This is a genomic window from Streptomyces lydicamycinicus, from assembly GCF_000829715.2.
GTDB lineage: Bacteria > Actinomycetota > Actinomycetes > Streptomycetales > Streptomycetaceae > Streptomyces > Streptomyces lydicamycinicus.
The window spans coordinates 43,682-60,688 of sequence record NZ_BBNO01000013.1 but is presented as its reverse complement, the minus strand read 5'-3'; the positions used below and the strand labels follow the sequence as shown (position 1 = coordinate 60,688).

General features: G+C 67.8%; 12 protein-coding genes and 1 pseudogene. 10 read left to right on the top strand and 3 right to left on the bottom strand.

Translation table 11 applies throughout. The features are described 5' to 3' along the window. Positions 1–204 precede the first annotated feature (204 nt). From TU31_RS34900 to TU31_RS34865, 8 genes are all read left to right on the top strand, one after another. Positions 205–588 (top strand): hypothetical protein, encoded by a 384-nt coding sequence (locus TU31_RS34900; RefSeq protein WP_042162268.1) that lies wholly within the window; start codon positions 205–207, stop codon positions 586–588. A gap of 346 nt (positions 589–934) precedes the next feature. Next, on the top strand, positions 935–1,123 hold the full coding sequence (locus tag TU31_RS34895; protein WP_042162266.1) for a hypothetical protein: 189 nt from the start codon (positions 935–937) through the stop codon (positions 1,121–1,123). A gap of 434 nt (positions 1,124–1,557) precedes the next feature. Next, positions 1,558–5,412 (top strand): NHL repeat-containing protein, encoded by a 3,855-nt coding sequence (locus TU31_RS34890; RefSeq protein ID WP_042162264.1) that lies wholly within the window; start codon positions 1,558–1,560, stop codon positions 5,410–5,412. Positions 5,413–5,434: 22 nt separating this feature from the next. Continuing rightward, positions 5,435–7,105: an LBP/BPI/CETP family protein gene (locus TU31_RS34885; protein ID WP_042162262.1), complete on the top strand. Its 1,671-nt coding sequence runs from the start codon at positions 5,435–5,437 to the stop codon at positions 7,103–7,105. A gap of 13 nt (positions 7,106–7,118) precedes the next feature. Continuing rightward, a complete protein-coding gene (locus TU31_RS36130; protein ID WP_052719144.1) occupies positions 7,119–9,428 on the top strand; it encodes a pentapeptide repeat-containing protein in 2,310 nt (769 codons plus the stop codon). Between the two features lie 324 nt (positions 9,429–9,752). Then, positions 9,753–10,193, top strand: coding sequence for a glycosyltransferase family 2 protein (locus TU31_RS40040; RefSeq protein ID WP_052719143.1), 441 nt, complete (start codon positions 9,753–9,755; stop codon positions 10,191–10,193). An 18-nt stretch (positions 10,194–10,211) separates the two neighbouring features. Further along, positions 10,212–10,862 (top strand): hypothetical protein, encoded by a 651-nt coding sequence (locus tag TU31_RS40035; RefSeq protein ID WP_052719142.1) that lies wholly within the window; start codon positions 10,212–10,214, stop codon positions 10,860–10,862. Positions 10,863–10,941: 79 nt separating this feature from the next. Next, positions 10,942–12,255, top strand: a complete 1,314-nt coding sequence (locus TU31_RS34865) for a UDP-glucose dehydrogenase family protein (protein ID WP_042162260.1) — start codon at positions 10,942–10,944, stop codon at positions 12,253–12,255. A 135-nt stretch (positions 12,256–12,390) separates the two neighbouring features. Here the strand turns inward: TU31_RS34865 and TU31_RS34860 are convergent, their stop codons facing one another. After that, positions 12,391–13,185: a class I SAM-dependent methyltransferase gene (locus tag TU31_RS34860; protein ID WP_245698979.1), complete on the bottom strand. Its 795-nt coding sequence runs from the start codon at positions 13,183–13,185 to the stop codon at positions 12,391–12,393. 433 nt (positions 13,186–13,618) lie between these two features. Here TU31_RS34860 and TU31_RS39285 point away from each other — a divergent pair, with 433 nt between their 5' ends. Next, on the top strand, positions 13,619–13,768 hold the full coding sequence (locus tag TU31_RS39285) for a hypothetical protein (protein WP_181018736.1): 150 nt from the start codon (positions 13,619–13,621) through the stop codon (positions 13,766–13,768). 1,071 nt (positions 13,769–14,839) lie between these two features. Here the strand turns inward: TU31_RS39285 and TU31_RS34855 are convergent. Continuing rightward, positions 14,840–15,712, bottom strand: coding sequence for a PhzF family phenazine biosynthesis protein (locus tag TU31_RS34855; RefSeq protein ID WP_042162256.1), 873 nt, complete (start codon positions 15,710–15,712; stop codon positions 14,840–14,842). Positions 15,713–15,822: 110 nt separating this feature from the next. After that, positions 15,823–16,131, bottom strand: coding sequence for an EthD family reductase (locus tag TU31_RS34850; protein WP_042162255.1), 309 nt, complete (start codon positions 16,129–16,131; stop codon positions 15,823–15,825). On the opposite strand from TU31_RS34850, the pseudogene TU31_RS37555 reads away from it, so the two are divergent. Next, positions 16,117–16,979 (top strand): annotated as a pseudogene (locus TU31_RS37555) (IS5 family transposase). The gene TU31_RS34850 and the pseudogene TU31_RS37555 overlap by 15 nt on opposite strands. The last annotated feature ends 28 nt before the right edge of the window (positions 16,980–17,007 follow it).

Genomic DNA, 17,007 nt, shown 5'->3' with positions numbered 1-17,007 from the left:
GAAGGGGCGCGGACCGCCCCGCCAACTCGAACGCTCAGAATCGCCAACTGAGGCGCTCAGTCACAGCTGAGACTCAGTGCTCCAGTTGGCCCTTCATTGCTTCAGTCGGCCCGTGAGCGAGGGAGTTGGCCTGCTGAGTCTCTGTGCCCTGTTGCCCTCACGAATGCTTTGGCTGGCCGCCAACCCGGCGGGCAGACTGCGCACATGCAGCTCCCCACCGAAGCCGTTGCCGCCACTGTGCTGATCGAGGTCGTCAGGATCTCCGCCCTCCCGACCAAGCGGGGCGCCGCGTACCCCGGCAGGGCGGTCGCCCACTGGGCCGGGAACGAGGCCGCCGACGCCCTGGCCTTGATCGAGAACCTGCCCGGCAGCGAACAGCACCGCTGCGGCTTCTCGCCAGGCTGGAGCGTCCGGGCGTACGGGAACTCTCTCGACCTGGCGCTGTTCGAGGCGGCGTTCTGCTTCAGGTGCCACGAGGTCCGCATGCACGGAACGGCCGTGCCACCCGAGCTGGCCACGCAGTTCTTCGACGCGGATACCCCGCCGGCCCAGGCCCTCCTGGCCCTCTTCCGCGCGGCGGCCCCGTAGCTGGCCGACCGGCGAGCGGGCTCGCGCAGCCCTCGGGCCGTTAGCTCCTCAAGCACCACTGCAGGTCAGAGGCTTCCGAATGTGGTCCGGCAGCGGGTGCGGGCTTTGGGCACCGTGGGTGGAAGGTGCAGCCGGGCGGGGGTGCCGCTGCTGCGGATCGCGGCACCGGGAGAGCCGCGGGAGGTCGCCTGTCACTTCCGGGAGGCGGACTGAACACGGTGGTGCCCCGGATCCGGGGCACCACTTCGTTATGACACCGTCTGGATCGTGGTAAATAGGGCTGAGCGGGGGCGGCAACCAGCAACCCCCGCTCAGATGGGTCGGGGAGGGGTGCGAGTTCGTCATCGTGCACCACCAGCCGGGTCATCGCGGCGACGAAGCGTACTGCGGCAAACCAGTCAGCGCCGGTCTGGCGATGCTCGACAACTCCTGCTCCTACCTACGGCAGTTCACCCCTGACGTGCTGAAGGCCATCAAGTTCACCGGCGGTACGGGCACCGAGGAGGCAAGTGAGCGGCGCATTGGTGGAACCTGACGGCCCTTATGCGCTCACCCGAGCACTCGCGCTGCCTGCTGCTCCGTTCACGCCGTGGGAACACGCCATAGCGCCAGTGTCCATGCCGTCGCGCAAACCCAAACGACGGCGATTCGGCCGATGCGAAGGTCCCCTCCCGGCCTCGATCGTCCTCGCACTGGCGCCCCCACACCCCACCCACCTTTCGATGTCGTACTCATGCACGAAGCAGACGGACGGCATTCCGTCAGTGCGTCATGCCTTACCGATGGTAGGCAACACCTTGTCGGCCGCCGTGGCGGGTTATCCCCTCGTGGCCGGATACGGCGGCTGCGGCCTATCCTCCACCCACCTAACGTTCGGGACTCTGCCGCCGCCGGGCCGTACAGGGACGACTCGCTCCGTCCCTCCCTGACCGGCCATGCCCCGCACCCACACGGCCAGGAGTCCTCCCGTTGACCGTCTTCCATTTCGACCTGCGTCATGCCCGCGCCATCGACGGCCTCCAGGTGGACGTACACGGGGCGGCGTACGCGTTACGCCCGCACACCGACGAGACCCTGGCTGTCGCAAGGCGAGAGCACTCCGTGCTCGCGGCACTGCACGCGACGCCACCGAGTCCTCAAGCGGCACCCGCCCCGGTCTTCACGCACTACGCCGAGGTCGACGACACGGACCTCGACACCGGCGCCGTGCGGTGGATCCGCGTCCTTCGGCCGGCGCCGGAGGGCGTGCACCTGCCCGAGGTGGTCATGCTGGCCCAGTACCTCGCGCCGCAGCGACTGCGTTCCGTCCTGCTCGCCCGTCGGAACCGCGAAGGTCGGGAGATCACCCGCAGCGGCAAGCTGGCCCGGCTCGGCGTCGGCCCGTGCGAAGGGGAAGCGGCGCTCGAACTGCGCCTCCATGCCGAGACGTTGATCACCCACCACGACACGGCTGTCGGGCTCATCGCACACCATCCGGATCTGGCGACCACTGAGCCGCACACGGCTCAGGTCCTCCGGGACGACCACATCGCTCCCGACAAGGAGATCGATCCTGACCAGTACAACGCGATGGCGGAACTCGCCCGCACCATCGCTGATCTGGGGCAGGGCTGGTCGCGGCGGGTCCCCTGCCAGGGCGTCGACGGCACACCGCTGACCGCTGGGTACTCCGTGGACGGCATCCAGGCCGGCGACCAGCTGTACACCTTCGACCTGCACGACCGGGTCCTCGACAAGAGCCGCCCCGTGGTCGCCGGGGCGCGGCGCACGTCCTCCGACGACGAGTGGCTTCGGGGCAAGACCTGGCGCAGCCGCCCCGGAACGTCCGTGCTCGTCACCGACGGGCAACCGCTCGCTGCCGGGCGACCGGCGACCGGTACAGCCGCGCCCCGGAATCCTTCCTACCGCTGGACCGTCGACGAGCCCACCTCCCACCATGGCGTGAACGTCGGCGCCCCCACCGTGGTCGAGGGCGGCACCTTCAGCATCGACGCCTCCAACTCCTATCTGCGCACCCTCTACCTGGGCTATGAGCTCTTCGACGAGTCGGGGACGTCGCTCGGCCCGGTCACCAAGTGGGGCTCGGTCCCGGCGGTGGACACCATCCTCGGCATCCCCGTTCCCGCGGAGCCGAAAGAGGTGTCGTTCGCGCTGGAGAAGGCCGCCTCGGTGAAGCTGTATTTCGGCAGCCTGGGAACCTCAGATTGGAACGCGGACGTCAGCACCGAGGGAGCTTTGCTCACGGCGCTGTGGGAGTACGGCGTGCCCCTGGTCTGCCTGGCCGCCGGCAAGGCGCTGACCAGCACCAAGCTCTTCAACCGTATCGTCAACGACCGCGACCTGCTCGCCGCGGCCCTCGGCGTGGGCCTCCCGCTCGCCGGGGGGACGATCGCTGTGGGCACAGCGATCACCCGGTCTTCCAAGTTCCTCACCGCCGCCGCCGGCTTCGTCCTCGGCATCGTAGTGCAGAAGGGCCTGGAGAAACTGGGAGAGTGGCTGATCGAGCAGGTCGGCGAGGGGGCTCTGGCGAACGCCTTCGGGCCGGTGGGCTGGGCGCTGAAGCTGGTCGCCGCGGGCATGGACTTCGAGCAGATCGCGATCACGACCGGCGAGGTGCTGTCCTCCCCTGCCTGCGTCACGGTCAAGGCCAGTAGGTCGCTGGACGTGACCCTCACCCTGCACCCCGACCCCCGCCACGGTGAGGCCGGCCACCCCGAGACGGCTGTGTGGCCGGCGGTGGCGACCCGGTATGTGGCGACGCTGCAATACCGGGGCGGTGCCAGCCGACAACTCACCGGCGAGCTGCCCGCAGTGACGAGCAAAGATCCGCTGAAGCTCCGGTTCGCGGACGTGCCCGCGGGTGGCGACCTGCAGATCGTCGTGGGCGTCTACAGCGCCGGCGGCTGGCTGGCCGGGTCCTGGCAGAGCGACTGGACACCCTCGAAGCCCACCGGTGAGGCCGTGCTCGACCTCGGCGACCACCAGATCACCGAGAACCTCGTGCCGCTCGCACCCGACACCCAGTACGTCTACAAGGAACAGCTCGCACTGTCCGACGGCAAGCCGGCCTGGCGGGCCGACGGAACTCCCCCGAGCGCCACCAAGGCCGACCTCGACTGCCAGGGTGTCTCCGGCCTGTGCGACATCGCCGGCGCGACGTTCAACAACAGCGCCTTCCAGGTCGGGTACGCCTGGCGCGCCTCAGGGCAGGAGCTGCATCCGGACCACGTTGACGCTCCGGTCTCCGACGACCAGCTGTGGGCGGTGCAGAACGTGTCCGTCCTGGCCGACCCCGACGCGCGGCGGAAGACGACCACCGTCGGCTTCACCGCCCGCCCCGCCATCGCGTACGCGCCGTCCCCCAACGCCAAGGTGGTCGACGAGACGAACTTCGTCCTGGACCCGCGCGACGGCGGCATGCACCTGCGGCAGGTGCGGCTCGACGACGGAGTACGGGACTTCGGCTTCGACCAGAAGGACCTTCCGAGCTGGGGCCGGTTCCCGCTGGAGAACGTCGACGCGCTGGCCGTTCATCCCAGCAACGCCGTGATCGCCTGCTCCTGGCAGCACCACAAGCTGATGCTGCTGTCCCTGCCGGCGGAGCCGGCCACCGATGACAAGGCCCAAGAGGCACTGCTCGTCTCCGGTCAGGGCATCCGCCAAGGGCTGCTCAAGGGCCCGAAGGCACTCGCCGTCGCCCCGGACGGCCGCATCCTGGTGCTGGAATCGCTGAACAACCGGATCCAGGCGTTTGATACCAAGGGCAACCCGGTGCCGTCCTTCACCACCAGTGCCGCCGTCTGCCGCGTCCCCACCGCGCAACTCGCCGCCGACCTGGACGACGGCCGCATCCCGGAGGCGCTGCACGCGGGGTTGCAGGAGGCGGACGCCACCCTGCTGTTCCCCCTCGACGCCCGCTTCACCACGCAGCTGGACTCGGCCCGCTTCCAGCCGGCGAACGACCCGCTGATCGACATGCTCGCCGCGAACGGTATCGCGTTGGCCTACGACCCGGACCACATGACCGACCCCGCGCAGAGCGCGCGGATCACAGTGGTCGAGGCGGGACGATCGTGGATCATCTCAGACCCTCGCGGCATGGCCTGGCAGGTGCTGAGCGGTCATGACGGGCTCACCGTCCATCACCGCCTGACCAGCACCGCCATCCACACCGAACGGGCGGGCGCCCGGTGGCTCGTCCTGGACGACGACCGTGGCAATGCCTGGAAGCTCATCTCCGCCGCGGACGACACGACCCAGACGGAGGTGTACGCGTGCACCTCGTCCTTCCCACTGAGGGGCGACGGCGCGAACGCCGACGGCTCCCTCACCTACCTCGACATGGCCGTCGAGTCCCAGGGCTACACCTACGTGCTGTCGTACACGGGTGCCGGTTCCCGGCCGCAGGACTACCTGCTGGACATCTACGGCCCCGACGGACGGTTCATCGTGCGTACGCCCGACTCCACCGTCACCAAAGCCCCGCAGAACATCGTGGCCGCGAAGATCGCGGTGGACGTCTGGCGCAACCTGTACGCCCTGGGCTATGCGCCGCTGGCCGAGACCCGTCACGGCCCGACGTTCGCCCACTGGACGCCCACGCCGCCACTCTTCACGCTCCCGCTCACCGCGCAGCCGAACTACGACGACCGGAACATCTCAGCTGTCAGGGCGGACTTCGCCGCCCACAGCATCACGCTCACCAATGCCGCGGCCGTCACCGTGACCGTCGCCGGCGGCGCGTGGCAGGTCCAGGACGGCGCGACCATCTACCACCTCTACCGCAGCGGCGACGGACTACAGGTCTACGCCATTCCCGCCTGACGACGTACGGAGTACCCCACTCATGCAGACCCTCACCGTTGCCATCGGCGCCAAGGGCATCGACTTCTTCACCAAGCACTATGTGACCGACGTGCTGGCGAACGACCTCAAGGGCATGAAGTTCCCGGACCATGACGTCCCGGGTATCAAGGAGTTCACGATCGAGGACACCGGCAGTACCTGGGTGTACTGCGAACACCTGGACGTCAACCTGACCAACGGCAAGCTGCAGGGCTTCGATCCCGTGTACCAGGGCGTCAAGCAGCAGTCGAACGGCACGTTCACGCTCACCTACGACGCAGAGAAGTTCACCGTTCCATACACCTGGGCGGAGCAATGGGACAGGAAGGCCTGTACCCGGTTCGGATGTGACCCCGCCACGTCTCAGGGGCCTAACTCCTTCGACTACAACCCCAGCATCGGCAAGCTCGACACGACCGTGACCGTGAGCTTCGCCTACGACTCCGGCCGCAACAGCTACGACATCAAGTACCAGAGTTCGAGCGCGACCCCGTCGGACAGCTCAACCGAGCCGCCCGGCGACAGCGTCATCCAACACGAGAAGGGGTTCTGGGGCGGCAAGCACCTCAATACGGACGCCGTGGCCGCCATCGGTGGTGTCGAGTTCGCCAAACCCGTCCAGGACTCGATCAACCCGATGCTCGCGTCCATCCCCGCCAGCGGAAAACTCACCGACGACATCACTTTCAACTTCGCCGTCGGCGACTCCAAACTCGCCTTCCCCGGCGACAACGGCATCACCATCGGCGTCACCGGCGAGGTGGCCTACAAGGGAACCCCGTACCCCGGCCCGCAGCCCACAGCCCTGCCCGTGCCGACGCCGCCCGTGGACGACCACCACGTGGAGGTCTACGTCTCCGACTACACCGTGAGCGCCCTGCACTGGGCCTACTGGAAGGCGGGGAAGCTCGACCTCACGCTCCGGCCCAGCGACCTGCCGGACCCGGACAGCCTGAAGGTGAAGACCTACGTGACCGCGGTGAAGGCGTTCAAGCCGTACGCCGCCTTCGCCATGACGGCACAGGTCACTCCTGTCGCCCTGCCGCAGAAAGACATCCCGCAGACCTACGAGTTCGCCCAGGTCTACGAGTTCACTCAGGCCACGGAGACCATTCTCCAGAAGCAGCTCCCGTCCGACGTGTACGCCTTGATCAAGACCAGCCTGGACGGCAACGCCTATACACAGACCAGCGACCTCACAGCGGATCTGCGCCAGCTGGGCGTCGCCGAGCAGTACGACGAAGCCATCGGGAAGGCCACGCGGGTGATGGGCATGGTGGTCACCCAGAACCTCGAATTCGCCCTGTTCATCGAGGACGGCAAGAGCCGTCCGCAGATCGTCTTCGACCTGCTCCGCACCGACGTGCTCCAGAACCTGGCGCTCGGCCGGTCCGGGAACGCCCAGACGATGCAGTACGACTTCCACAAGGTGACGTTCGACGCCACGCTCAAGTCCACCACCGTCCCGGGTTTCGACAAGGTGGACTTCGGCGGAATGGTGTGGCCCATCATCGGCGAACCACGCTACGACGAGGCCCTCCAGAAGCTCGGAAAGACCGGTGTCGCCCTGCCCATCGTGCAGGACTTCACTTTCCTCTTCGAACAAGCCCAGTTGAGCATCCAGGAACACTACGTGTCCGTTCTGGCCGACGTGGCCTACAAGAACGCGTAGGAGGACGGACACCATGACGGGACCCGGACAGTTCGCAGGGAAGCTACTCTTCGCCTCGACCGGCTCGGACTCCGCCGTCTACCTGACCGTCTTCGAGGTCAAGGGCAGCGGCGGCAAGAGGATCCGGGTGCCCGGTATGGCCGCGAAGCAGGCCACATCGGCCGAGCGCACGACCCTGTACCGCGGCGGCGACGGTGATACGCGCATTCAGCTCGCCGGCCGGTGGTGGATCCGGGCCGACGAGGGTACAGGGTGGCTGATGCTCACCGAAGACGGCCACGACGCGGCCGCCTTCGTCCTGTCCGGGCCCGTCACGGGTACGACCTGGAAGGTACGGACGGCCGAGGAGGGTACGCAAGCGGTGACCTACTCCGTGGACCCGCTCGCCCCGCTCCTCACCACGACCGACGACGCCCCGGGCGTCTTCGCCCCTCAGATCGTCACCGCCGGTCTGCAAGAGATCCAGCGCACGAAGTCCGCCGCCGAAGCCGATCTTCGGCAGGTGTTTCTGGGCGGCGCCGACCTCTCCGGTGTCGACCTCGGCAAAGCCGACCTCACATCCAGTGATCTGACCGGCGCGAACCTGTCGTCCGCCACCCTGAGTCACGCCACACTCGCCAGCACCACGCTGACGGGCACGCGTTGCGACGGCACGCTGCTCGACGACGCCGATCTGACCGGCGCCATGCTCGAAGCGGTGTCATGGCCCACGCTGCGCAGCGCAGCGCGCGTCATACTCGCCCAGAGTCACGCCCGCGGTGCAGCCCTCGGCTCCGCCGCCGGATCGGGGCCCGGCCCGGCGCCGGGCGGCCGGCACCTGCTCGACTGCACGGGCGCCAACCTCTCCGGCGCCGACCTCCGTTCGGCGACACTGGCCTCCTGCGACCTGACCGGAGCCCATCTCTCCGGAACGCTCATCTCCAATGCCAGGTTCGCGGGCTCGGTCCTCGACAAAGCCGACCTGAGCGAGGTCGTCGCGGTCGGCGCCGACCTGAGCAAGGCGAGCCTGCGCGACGTCAACGGCCCGGGTGCCAACCTCACCCACGCCGACCTGTCGGGCGCGGACCTGTCCAACGCCCAGCTCGGCGCCAAGGCCTTCCTGTTCACCCTCGACTCCGTCACGGCGCAACAGCTCGACGACGCCAAGTACGCACCGGACGCCGTGGTCACCGCCTTTGCCAAGCACGGCATCACCATCTCGCCGCACGATGAGGTCGTCTGCGTGCTCAAGGGTGCCCGCTGGCGCATCGAGAACTACACCCTGCGGCTCCACGACGGCGGTTCCGGCATCGACGTTCTCACCGACCAGGTACGCCCTGCCGTCCTGCGCGGCGCGGTGTGCGAGGGCACGCAGGCGACCGCGGCCAACCTGGCCGGAGCCGACCTGCACGGCATCCGGTGGTTCGGGACCGGGGCCACGGTCGACCACGTCGACTTCGACGGCGCCGTACTCACGGGCGGCTACCTCCAGGGCATCCGGCTGACCCAGTCGTACCTCTCCGGTACGGATCTCAGCGACTGCGTCCTGATCCAGGCCCAACTGCCCGGCTGCCACGCCACGCCGGGAGACGGCCAGCGGCCCTTCTCCCTCGCCGGAGCTCTGCTGCACGGGGCCGACTTCCGCGACACCACGCTGCGCTCTGCCCTGCTCGTCGACGCCGCCGTGGCGACAAGCCGCGGAGTGCCGCTCTTCACACTCCCCGAGACCGCTCAGGCGTGCCTGGACGCCGGAGATCTCCACGCGCTGGCCGACGCGTTCACCAAGGTCGGCCAGCCGCTCGGCGACGATGCCGACACCCGGAAGGTCCAGGCCCGGCTCCTGGACAACTCCAAGGATCCCAACCAGGCCGCACCACGCATCTACCGCGTCACGATCCTCCCCACCGAGCTGCGCGTCTTCGACGACAGCACCGCGCGCTTCCTCTTCAAACTCCCCGCCGCCGACGCCAAGTACCTCAACGCCCCCATCGCCGGTTCCGAGCTCATCGCAGCCTTCCGGCAGCAGAACCACACCCTCGCCGCCGGTGCTCCCATCAGTGCCGAGAACTACTGGGAGATCAACACGGGCACCGTGGCCGTCCAGCCGCGACAGGCCGCCTACCCAACCATGCGCGTCTTCACGGGGAGCGGCGGCCTGCCCGTCTACGGCTGCGTCCTGGTCCGGCTGCGGGACCATCCCCAGCAACCGGAAGTGGCCTTCGCCGCGACGGTGGCCCTCGACACGGCACTCGACGCCGACTCCATCGGCCCCAGCGGCTATGCCCGATCACAGGTGGACGCCGGCCTCCTGACCTGGGAGGAGTTCCTCACGCCGCCAGCCTGACCAACCGCCGGTCACGCTGGGCTGCTCGCGCCGGTCAAACGTGGGGTGTTCAGGACTTGACCTTCATGACGCCGTCAAGGTTGACGATGTCGTCACGACAGATCGCCACACCGCGAACGGAGCAGCATCGTGAACGACTTCAACCGACGTGTCATCGTGGAGTTCCGTGCACGCGGCGGAAAGGCGGGCGGCCCCTTGGAAGGGTAGCCCCTGTTCCTGTCCCTCCCCTCCTCTATCCAGACTCTGCTCTACCACCTCGAACGCCCCCGGCGCGTCACGGACCGTGTCGCACGCCAGCTCGACGCTCTGCATGTCGCCATCCTCATGCCGGTCTATAACGAGGAACCCGGCTATCTGCGGCTGGGACTGGAGTCGTTCCTGCGGCAGACCCGTCTGCCGGACAGCGTGCACATCGTCGACGACGGATCCACCACCTCGGAGTACGCAGAAGTGCGCGAATGGTGGCAACGAGCCGCTGCACAAAGGGGAGTCAGTACGACCTGGCAGCGTGTAACCAACCAGGGGAAGCGCCATGCACAGGCGCATGGCGTCCGGGTGAGCCCGGAGGCACAGATCTACGTCACCGTGGACAGTGACTCCTGTCTGGCGCCGAACGCCATCCAGGAGATCCTCGCGCCCTTCGCGCGGCCCCGGGTCCAGTCCGCCGCCGGCATCTTCATCGCTACCAACAACCGGGCCAACCTGCTGGCACGCATCACCGACCTCTGGTTCGTCACCAGCCAGCTGGTCGACCGGTCGGGTTAGTCGGCTGTCGGTGCCGTCATGGTCAACTCCGGTCCGCTGGCCGCCTATCGCGCAGAGGTCGTCCGCGACAATCTCGGCTCCTACCTGGGCGAGACCTTCATGGGGAACACGGTGATGTTCTCCGACGACTCGCTGCTGACGCTCTACGCCCAGGAACGCGGGCTGACCGTTCAGCAGCCCTCGGCGATCGTCTTCACCGCCATGCCGGAGAAGTGGAGCCATTTCACGTGCATATATCTGCGGTGGATGCGGGGCTCGACGATCCGCTCGGTGTGGCGGATGCGCTATCTCTCGCCTGCCCGCCCTGCCTTCTGGCTGCACCTGATGAGGTGGTTCCAGATGGTCATGACGCAGGTGGTGACGGTGTGGCTGTTGGTCGTCGAGCCCGTCGCCTACGACAACCTGCCGCCCCTGTCCATGATCTGGGTCCCCTTCCTCCTGGGCTGGGCGCTCGGCCTGCGGGACCTCGGCATCATCTGCAGTGATGAACGCATCCGCTCTCGCGCCCTCACCTGGGCCATGATGCCGCTGGCCATCGTCATGGCCTGGACCGTTCTGCGCTGGCTGCGCTGGTACGGCATCTTCACCTGTGCCCGCACCGGCTGGAACACTCGCCAAAACGGTGCCGAAGTCGCCCTCGACACCCCACCGACTCCAGTCGCCGCCTGACCCGTCCTCAAAGACCGCAAAGCCGGCCGCTCCACGCGCGGAGGCGGCCAGCCTTCACTCTTCAGAGAGAGATCGTGCCATGGCAAGCACCTCACGAACCGTCGCCGTCTTCGGTGCGGGATACATCGGCCTCGTCACCGGGGCGTGCTTCGCAGAACTGGGCCACCGCGTCGCGGTACGCGATGTGCAGCCCGAGCGCATCAGACTGCTCAACTCGGGCGATGTGCCGATCTACGAGCCCGGCCTCGGAGAGCTGATCGCGGCGAACAAGGAGCGCCTCACCTTCACCCTCGACGCCCGTGAAGCGCTCCAGGACGCCGAGGTCGCTTACATCTGTGTGGACACACCGCCCACCGCATCCGGCGACGCCGACCTGTCACGCGTCTGGGCGGTCATCGAGACGCTCAAGGGCGCCCCGCACCTGACCGCTGTGGTGATCAAAAGCACGGTGCCCGTGGGCACCGGCGACCGGGTCCGCTGCGCCCTGGACGACGCCGGCCTTGCCCACGTCGGCTACGCAGCGAACCCCGAATTCACCGCCGAAGGCAAGGCAGTGGACGACTTCCTGCGCCCCGACCGCATTGTCATCGGGGCCTCCGACACGGCAACTGCCCAGCTGATCACGGACCTTCACGACGGTGTCGACGGGCCGGTGCAGACCCTCTCGATCGCCTCGGCGGAGATGGTCAAGCTCGCCGCCAATGCCCTGCTCGCCACCAAGATCACTTTCATCAACGAGATCGCCACCGTCTGCGAGGCCACGGGCGCGGACGTCGAAGAGGTCGCCACGGCCATCGGCATGGACCACAGACTGGGCCCACACTTCCTGAAGGCCGGCCTCGGTTACGGAGGCAGCTGCTTCCCCAAGGATTCCCGCGCCCTGCGGGCCATGGCAAGCAACTCCGGATACCCCTTCCAATTGCTCAATTCCGTCATCGAGGTCAACGACCTCCAGCCCCGGCGCGCCATCCAGCGCCTCAAGACCGAACTCGGCGGCATCAAGGGACTCCGCATCGCCCTCCTGGGCATGACCTTCAAGGCGGGAACCGACGATCTCCGTGAAGCTCCCAGCGCGGTCATCGCCGCCCGACTGCTCGCGGAGAGTGCCGAGGTGCACTGCTGGGATCCCATGGCCCGGCCCGCCGACGTCGCCCCGTGGAACGCGACCGTGCGCCACTCCACTCCGGGGGAGGCCATGATCGGTGCGGATGCCGCCATCGTGGTGACGGAGTGGCCGGAACTCAAGACCGTCGACTGGTCCGCAGCGGGCCGCTCCATGCGTCGCCGTGTTCTCTTCGACGGCCGGAATGTCCTCGATCCCCATGCGATGGCCTCTGCCGGCTTCACCTACATGAGCGTCGGCCGCGCCACGGTCCTCCCAAATGCCGAGTGATGCCTCGTCTCGCGGTGGAGCGGGGGATGGAAGTCCTGTGTTCTGAGCTTGGGAATCAGGGTGCTTTCGGGCGTCTCATACATTCCTGAACAGGGAGAACACTTTAGATAGACGTGTGCCCGGCTGACCGCTGGGTCATGGCATGGGGCGTTGTGCGGTGACCGTGAAGTAGTCGAGGCTGCCTTCACGGTAGGCCCGCAGGAAGTTGCGAGGCCAGGCACCGGGTTCCCAGCTGCGTGCCAGCCAGCGGTCCCAGCCCGGCCATACCGACGCCCCGATCGGGGTGGCGCGGACCCCGGTCAGGCCGGCCCGTTCGAGGCTGCCGGTGAGCTGCGGGATGGTGTGTGCGACGTCCAGGCCAGTGCTGTAAGTGTCGAGCAGTTCGGCCAGCCGCTCGGGTCGGGCCGGGTCGGCGTCGGGGACGAAGAAGCTGGCGATGACGGCGCGGCCGCCGGGCCGCAGCACACGTGCGGCCTCCCGGGCGAATGCGTCGAGATCACGGAAGTGCTGGGCGGCTTCCACGGTGTACAGGCAGTCGAACTCTCCCTCCGCGAACGGCATGCTCTCGGCTGCTCCGTGTGCGAAGCGCAGCTGTTCGGGGCGGCGGGCCAACAGATCGGCGTTGGCCTGTTCAGCCCGCTTGAGCTGCTGCGGATGGATGTCCATGCCGGTAACGTGCGCGAAGCCGTACTCCTCGAGCGCAACGGCGCAGCCGACCCCCAGCCCGGAGCCGACCTCCAGGACCTTCGGCCCCTCTACGGGCGCCAAGGCGGCGAGCACGTGGCGGTACATGGCCTGTTGGCTGCTGATCCGGTCGTGTTCGGTGAGCGGCCGGTCGAGGCCGATGCCCTTCCAGTAGCCGAAGTTGATGAACCCCCCACCGAACAGGGACAACGAGCTGAGATCCGCCGGACCATACGCTTCCTGCACTGCGGGCGGGATCGGGTACGGGGTCGCCCCGGGACACTGCGTCATCTGCACCTCCGCGATGTAGAGCGCGCCGCCACCGCGGCGACCGCACACCCAGTACTACCCATCAGCAGCCCGACCAGCGCCAGAGTGCCTTCCACGCGAGGTAGCCGAATGCCGGGACCGGTCGCTCCTATGCCCAGGCAACCTGAGAGCGAACGGCCGGCGACGGCCCCGGTCATTCCGTCCCCGGCCGGGCCGTCGGTTCAGGGCGTGTACAGCGACTGCACCCTGGCCACGTCGCCGGCACCATTGAAGTTGAGGTCGAAGCCGACAAGGATCTTCTCCTTGTCCAGCGGTGTATGACCTCCGGCCTACCTGTCTGAGGTGTGGCTCCACTGGGTCCACAAGACCGTCCGCCAGCGCGATCCAAGAAGCACTGCTGCGCTTCCGTATGGACTTCCCGCTCCTGCTGCCACAGGTTCAGGGGATCGTCCTTGAGGTCAACGGCTCCCAGCACTACACCAGCCCGAGCGGACAGGGCCCTGACAGCGTCAAGTACCCGCCAGCGGTTGCCTGGGCCCGCGTCCTCAAGCTCAGCTGATGCGAGGTCATCAGCCGAACGGGTCGTCAGTCCTTTCCAGCCACGAGATGGAAATATGCTTTCGAATCCCTAAGAGGCTGCGATAAGTGTGGGACACATGGAATGCCGGATTGCATGCCAGATATGCACCTAAAGGCGGAAGTTCATGAGATCAACGCGACCCAGCCGCCGCTGGAGACCGTTACAGGTTGTGTCACTGCTGACCGCATCCGCGTTGGGGGTGGGGGCGACGCCGCCGGTGTCCTCGGCTGATTCGCCGGTTGGGCAGCGAGTTGAAACGTTCGTGCTGCCCGCTGGAACGCCGACGCCACGCTCGATGAGCTGAAGTCGGGGAAGGGGCTGCAGCGTCTGCAACGGGCGGCCGCGGAGGTGGGCGGGGCACGCAACGCCCTCGAGACCGTCGGGCCCGCCGCCGGTTACGCCGCCAAGTTCTCCAAGCCGTCCGCCGTTGGACCCACCTTGTCGACTGCTTCGGGCAAGGCGGCGTCCGTGGACAGCGCGGCAGTGACGTATCCGGATCCGCCGCGGTCAATGTCGCTGCGTGAGTGCAAGGCCCACATGGGCGGGGACGCACCGTACTACTTGAAGTCCCGGTTCTCCGTGTGCACTGCCCTCCGGATTACTCAGGTGTGGACCAGCAGCAGGGGCAGGGCGGGCGCTAGCAGCTTGACCTTCTACATCCGTGCTTCCGTGCCCAAGGACACCAGCCGCACCATCAACTTCGACTGGGACGTCACGGACTTCGCCAAGGGGCGGTGGCGGACTGCAAGCGCTACTTCGGTCCCAAGTACTCCGAGAACAACAGAGCTCGGCCAGGTCTGGCGACATCTGTGGCAGGGGCTCGGGGTAGATGGCCGATCACGTCGTACTGGTGCGACTCGTACCTACTTGTCGTCTCTTTTTCGTTCTTGTTCGGGCCGCCGCCCTTCCGGCGAGCTGGTCATCGTCTCGACCGGCCCTGGCTCGGTGCGTCGGTCGGGGCTGCGGCCGCCACCGGGGGCCAACGCTTGACCGCAGCGGACAGCCCCAGCCCATGCGCGGATCGCAGAAGAGGACGGTCTAGTCGTCGCCTCAGTGTCCGTCGCGGACCACCGCTAACCCGCCGACCCGGGTCGTGATGATGCCCGCCGGCCCGCGTCGGGCCGAAGCGAGCACGCTGGCCGGTCGACCGAGGGTGTCGCCCTGCTCCACCTCGATCGCGACCGTCTGCGCCCCTGTCGTGTCGAGCAGGTGGGCGGCCAGGCAGCCGGTGCTGTTGGCGTTGGCGACGTCCTCGTCGACACCGATCGCCGGCGCGAACATCCGCGCCGCACCCGGTCGGTCGCCCACCGGCGGTACGTACACGAAACAGCCGAGGAGCCCGTACCGCCGGCATGCCGCTGTCAGCCTGCCGAGGTGTGGGCAGATCCTGAGCAGCGCCGACCTGTCGTGGACCGGTACCAGCATGCGTGGTGCGCCGGGCGCGGCGATCCGTGGCGCGTCGATCGGATGCGGATCGTCGGCGGTGAGCCCGAGCGCGGCGACGATCGCGGCGCGCTCGTCCGGTGCCGGGTGTCGCAGCGCGACGAGGCCCTGGTCGAACCACACCTCGATGCCGGCGGGGCGGCGGATCGCGACGGTGTCGAACATGCGCCCGCCGGTGTGTTGGCGGTCGTTCAGCTCGCCCAGCGCGGTGCGGGTCAACCGGACAGCCTGCGCGGCAACGGTGCCGTGGCCGCAGCCGGACAGTTCGGCGGTGGCGGTGAAGAACCGGACCGGCCAGCCACCGTCCGGCGCCCGCCTCGGGCCGAGGAACGCCGCGTGCGAGGTGTCGGCCGCAGCAGCGACCGCACGCCGGTTAGCGTCCGTCGCCGCCGGGTCGTCGTCGGTGACGGCCGTGGGGCTACCGCCCCGACCGTCACGCCGCACGCACGCATCAACCACCGTGACATCCCGCCAGGACATCGGCCCACCTTTGACGCTCAACGAACCGGCAACCGCCAATGGCGTCCGCCGCTGGCCGGACCTGGCCTTAAGCGGCCGACCGAACGCGTCCCAGAGCGTACCGGCCTGCCTCAGCCGGTGCCGTCCTGCACCGGATAGTGGATGACGACCAAACCGCCGGTTGCGTAGTTGACGACATCGGCGGCCACCCGCTGGCCGTGCGGCGACGCCTGCGCCGCGGCCATGGCGGCGTCAGCGAAGTCGGCTTCGAAGACGGCGAAATACGGCGCCTCTCCCTCGGTCGCCGCCACGTCGAAGCTGTAGCGCCACGCAAGCGGGCCGGGCCAATTCTTGACCAGCGGAAGGTGGTGGTTCACGTAGTAGAGTCCGTCTTCAAAGATCATCGGCTGGTGAATCATGGTGAGGTGGTACGTCGCCATGAACTCACCGATCAGGAGTGGGAGTTACTCGCTCCGCTGATACCACGAGCCGTCACGGGGCGGCCACGCGTCGCGGACCGGCAGGTCGTCAACGGCATGGTCTACAAGATCCGGACCGGTGTCTCCTGGCGTGACCTGCCGGAACGCTACGGACCGTGGAAAACGGTCTACACCCGCTTCCGCCGCTACGCCCTCGCCGGCGTCTTCACCAGGGGCTCTGCAGCAGATCCAGGCCCAGGCGGACGCGGCCGGCGACATCGACTGGCTGGTCCAGATCGACTCCACCATCGTCCGCGCCCACCAGCACGCCGCCGCCACCGGCCGAAAGGGGGCAGCACCACCAGGACGAACCGGACGATCACGGCCTCGGTCGATCCCGAGGCGGACTGACCACCAAAATCCACCTCGCCTGCGATGGCAAAGGACGCCCGCTCGCGATCCTGCTGACGCCCGGCCAACGCCACGACAGCATCTGCGCACGCCCGCTACTCGAACGCATCCGCGTTCCTCGCACCGGTCTGGGCCGACCACGCTGCAGGCCCGACCAGGTCATCGCAGACAAGGCCTACAGCTCCCGTGGCTTCCGCTCCTACCTGCGGAATCGCGGCATCGCGCACACCATCCCCGAGAAGGCGGACCAACAACGGCATCGCTACAACCGCGGCCGCCACGGCGGCAGACCACCAGGATTCGACCGGCAGATCTACCACCGACGCAACATGATCGAGCGCTGCTTCAACCGGCTCAAGGGCTTCCGCGGCATTGCCACCCGATACGAAAAGACCGCCACCTTCTACGAGGCAGCGGTCACTCTCGCGTCGTTCCTGCTCTGGGCAAGATCCGTTTGAAGACGGACCCTAGTAGGCGGTCTCGTGC

Excerpts from the sequence above, each read along its gene's own strand:
- TU31_RS34900 (WP_042162268.1), top strand. The coding sequence starts at position 205 with ATGCAGCTCCCCACCGAAGCCGTTGCCGCCACTGTGCTGATCGAGGTC.
- TU31_RS34885 (WP_042162262.1), top strand. The coding sequence starts at position 5,435 with ATGCAGACCCTCACCGTTGCCATCGGCGCCAAGGGCATCGACTTCTTC.
- TU31_RS36130 (WP_052719144.1), top strand. The coding sequence starts at position 7,119 with ATGACGGGACCCGGACAGTTCGCAGGGAAGCTACTCTTCGCCTCGACC.
- TU31_RS40040 (WP_052719143.1), top strand. The coding sequence starts at position 9,753 with ATGCCGGTCTATAACGAGGAACCCGGCTATCTGCGGCTGGGACTGGAG.
- TU31_RS40035 (WP_052719142.1), top strand. The coding sequence starts at position 10,212 with ATGGTCAACTCCGGTCCGCTGGCCGCCTATCGCGCAGAGGTCGTCCGC.
- TU31_RS34865 (WP_042162260.1), top strand. The coding sequence starts at position 10,942 with ATGGCAAGCACCTCACGAACCGTCGCCGTCTTCGGTGCGGGATACATC.
- TU31_RS39285 (WP_181018736.1), top strand. The coding sequence starts at position 13,619 with ATGGACTTCCCGCTCCTGCTGCCACAGGTTCAGGGGATCGTCCTTGAG.
- TU31_RS34855 (WP_042162256.1), bottom strand. The coding sequence starts at position 15,712 with ATGTCCTGGCGGGATGTCACGGTGGTTGATGCGTGCGTGCGGCGTGAC.
- TU31_RS34850 (WP_042162255.1), bottom strand. The coding sequence starts at position 16,131 with ATGGCGACGTACCACCTCACCATGATTCACCAGCCGATGATCTTTGAA.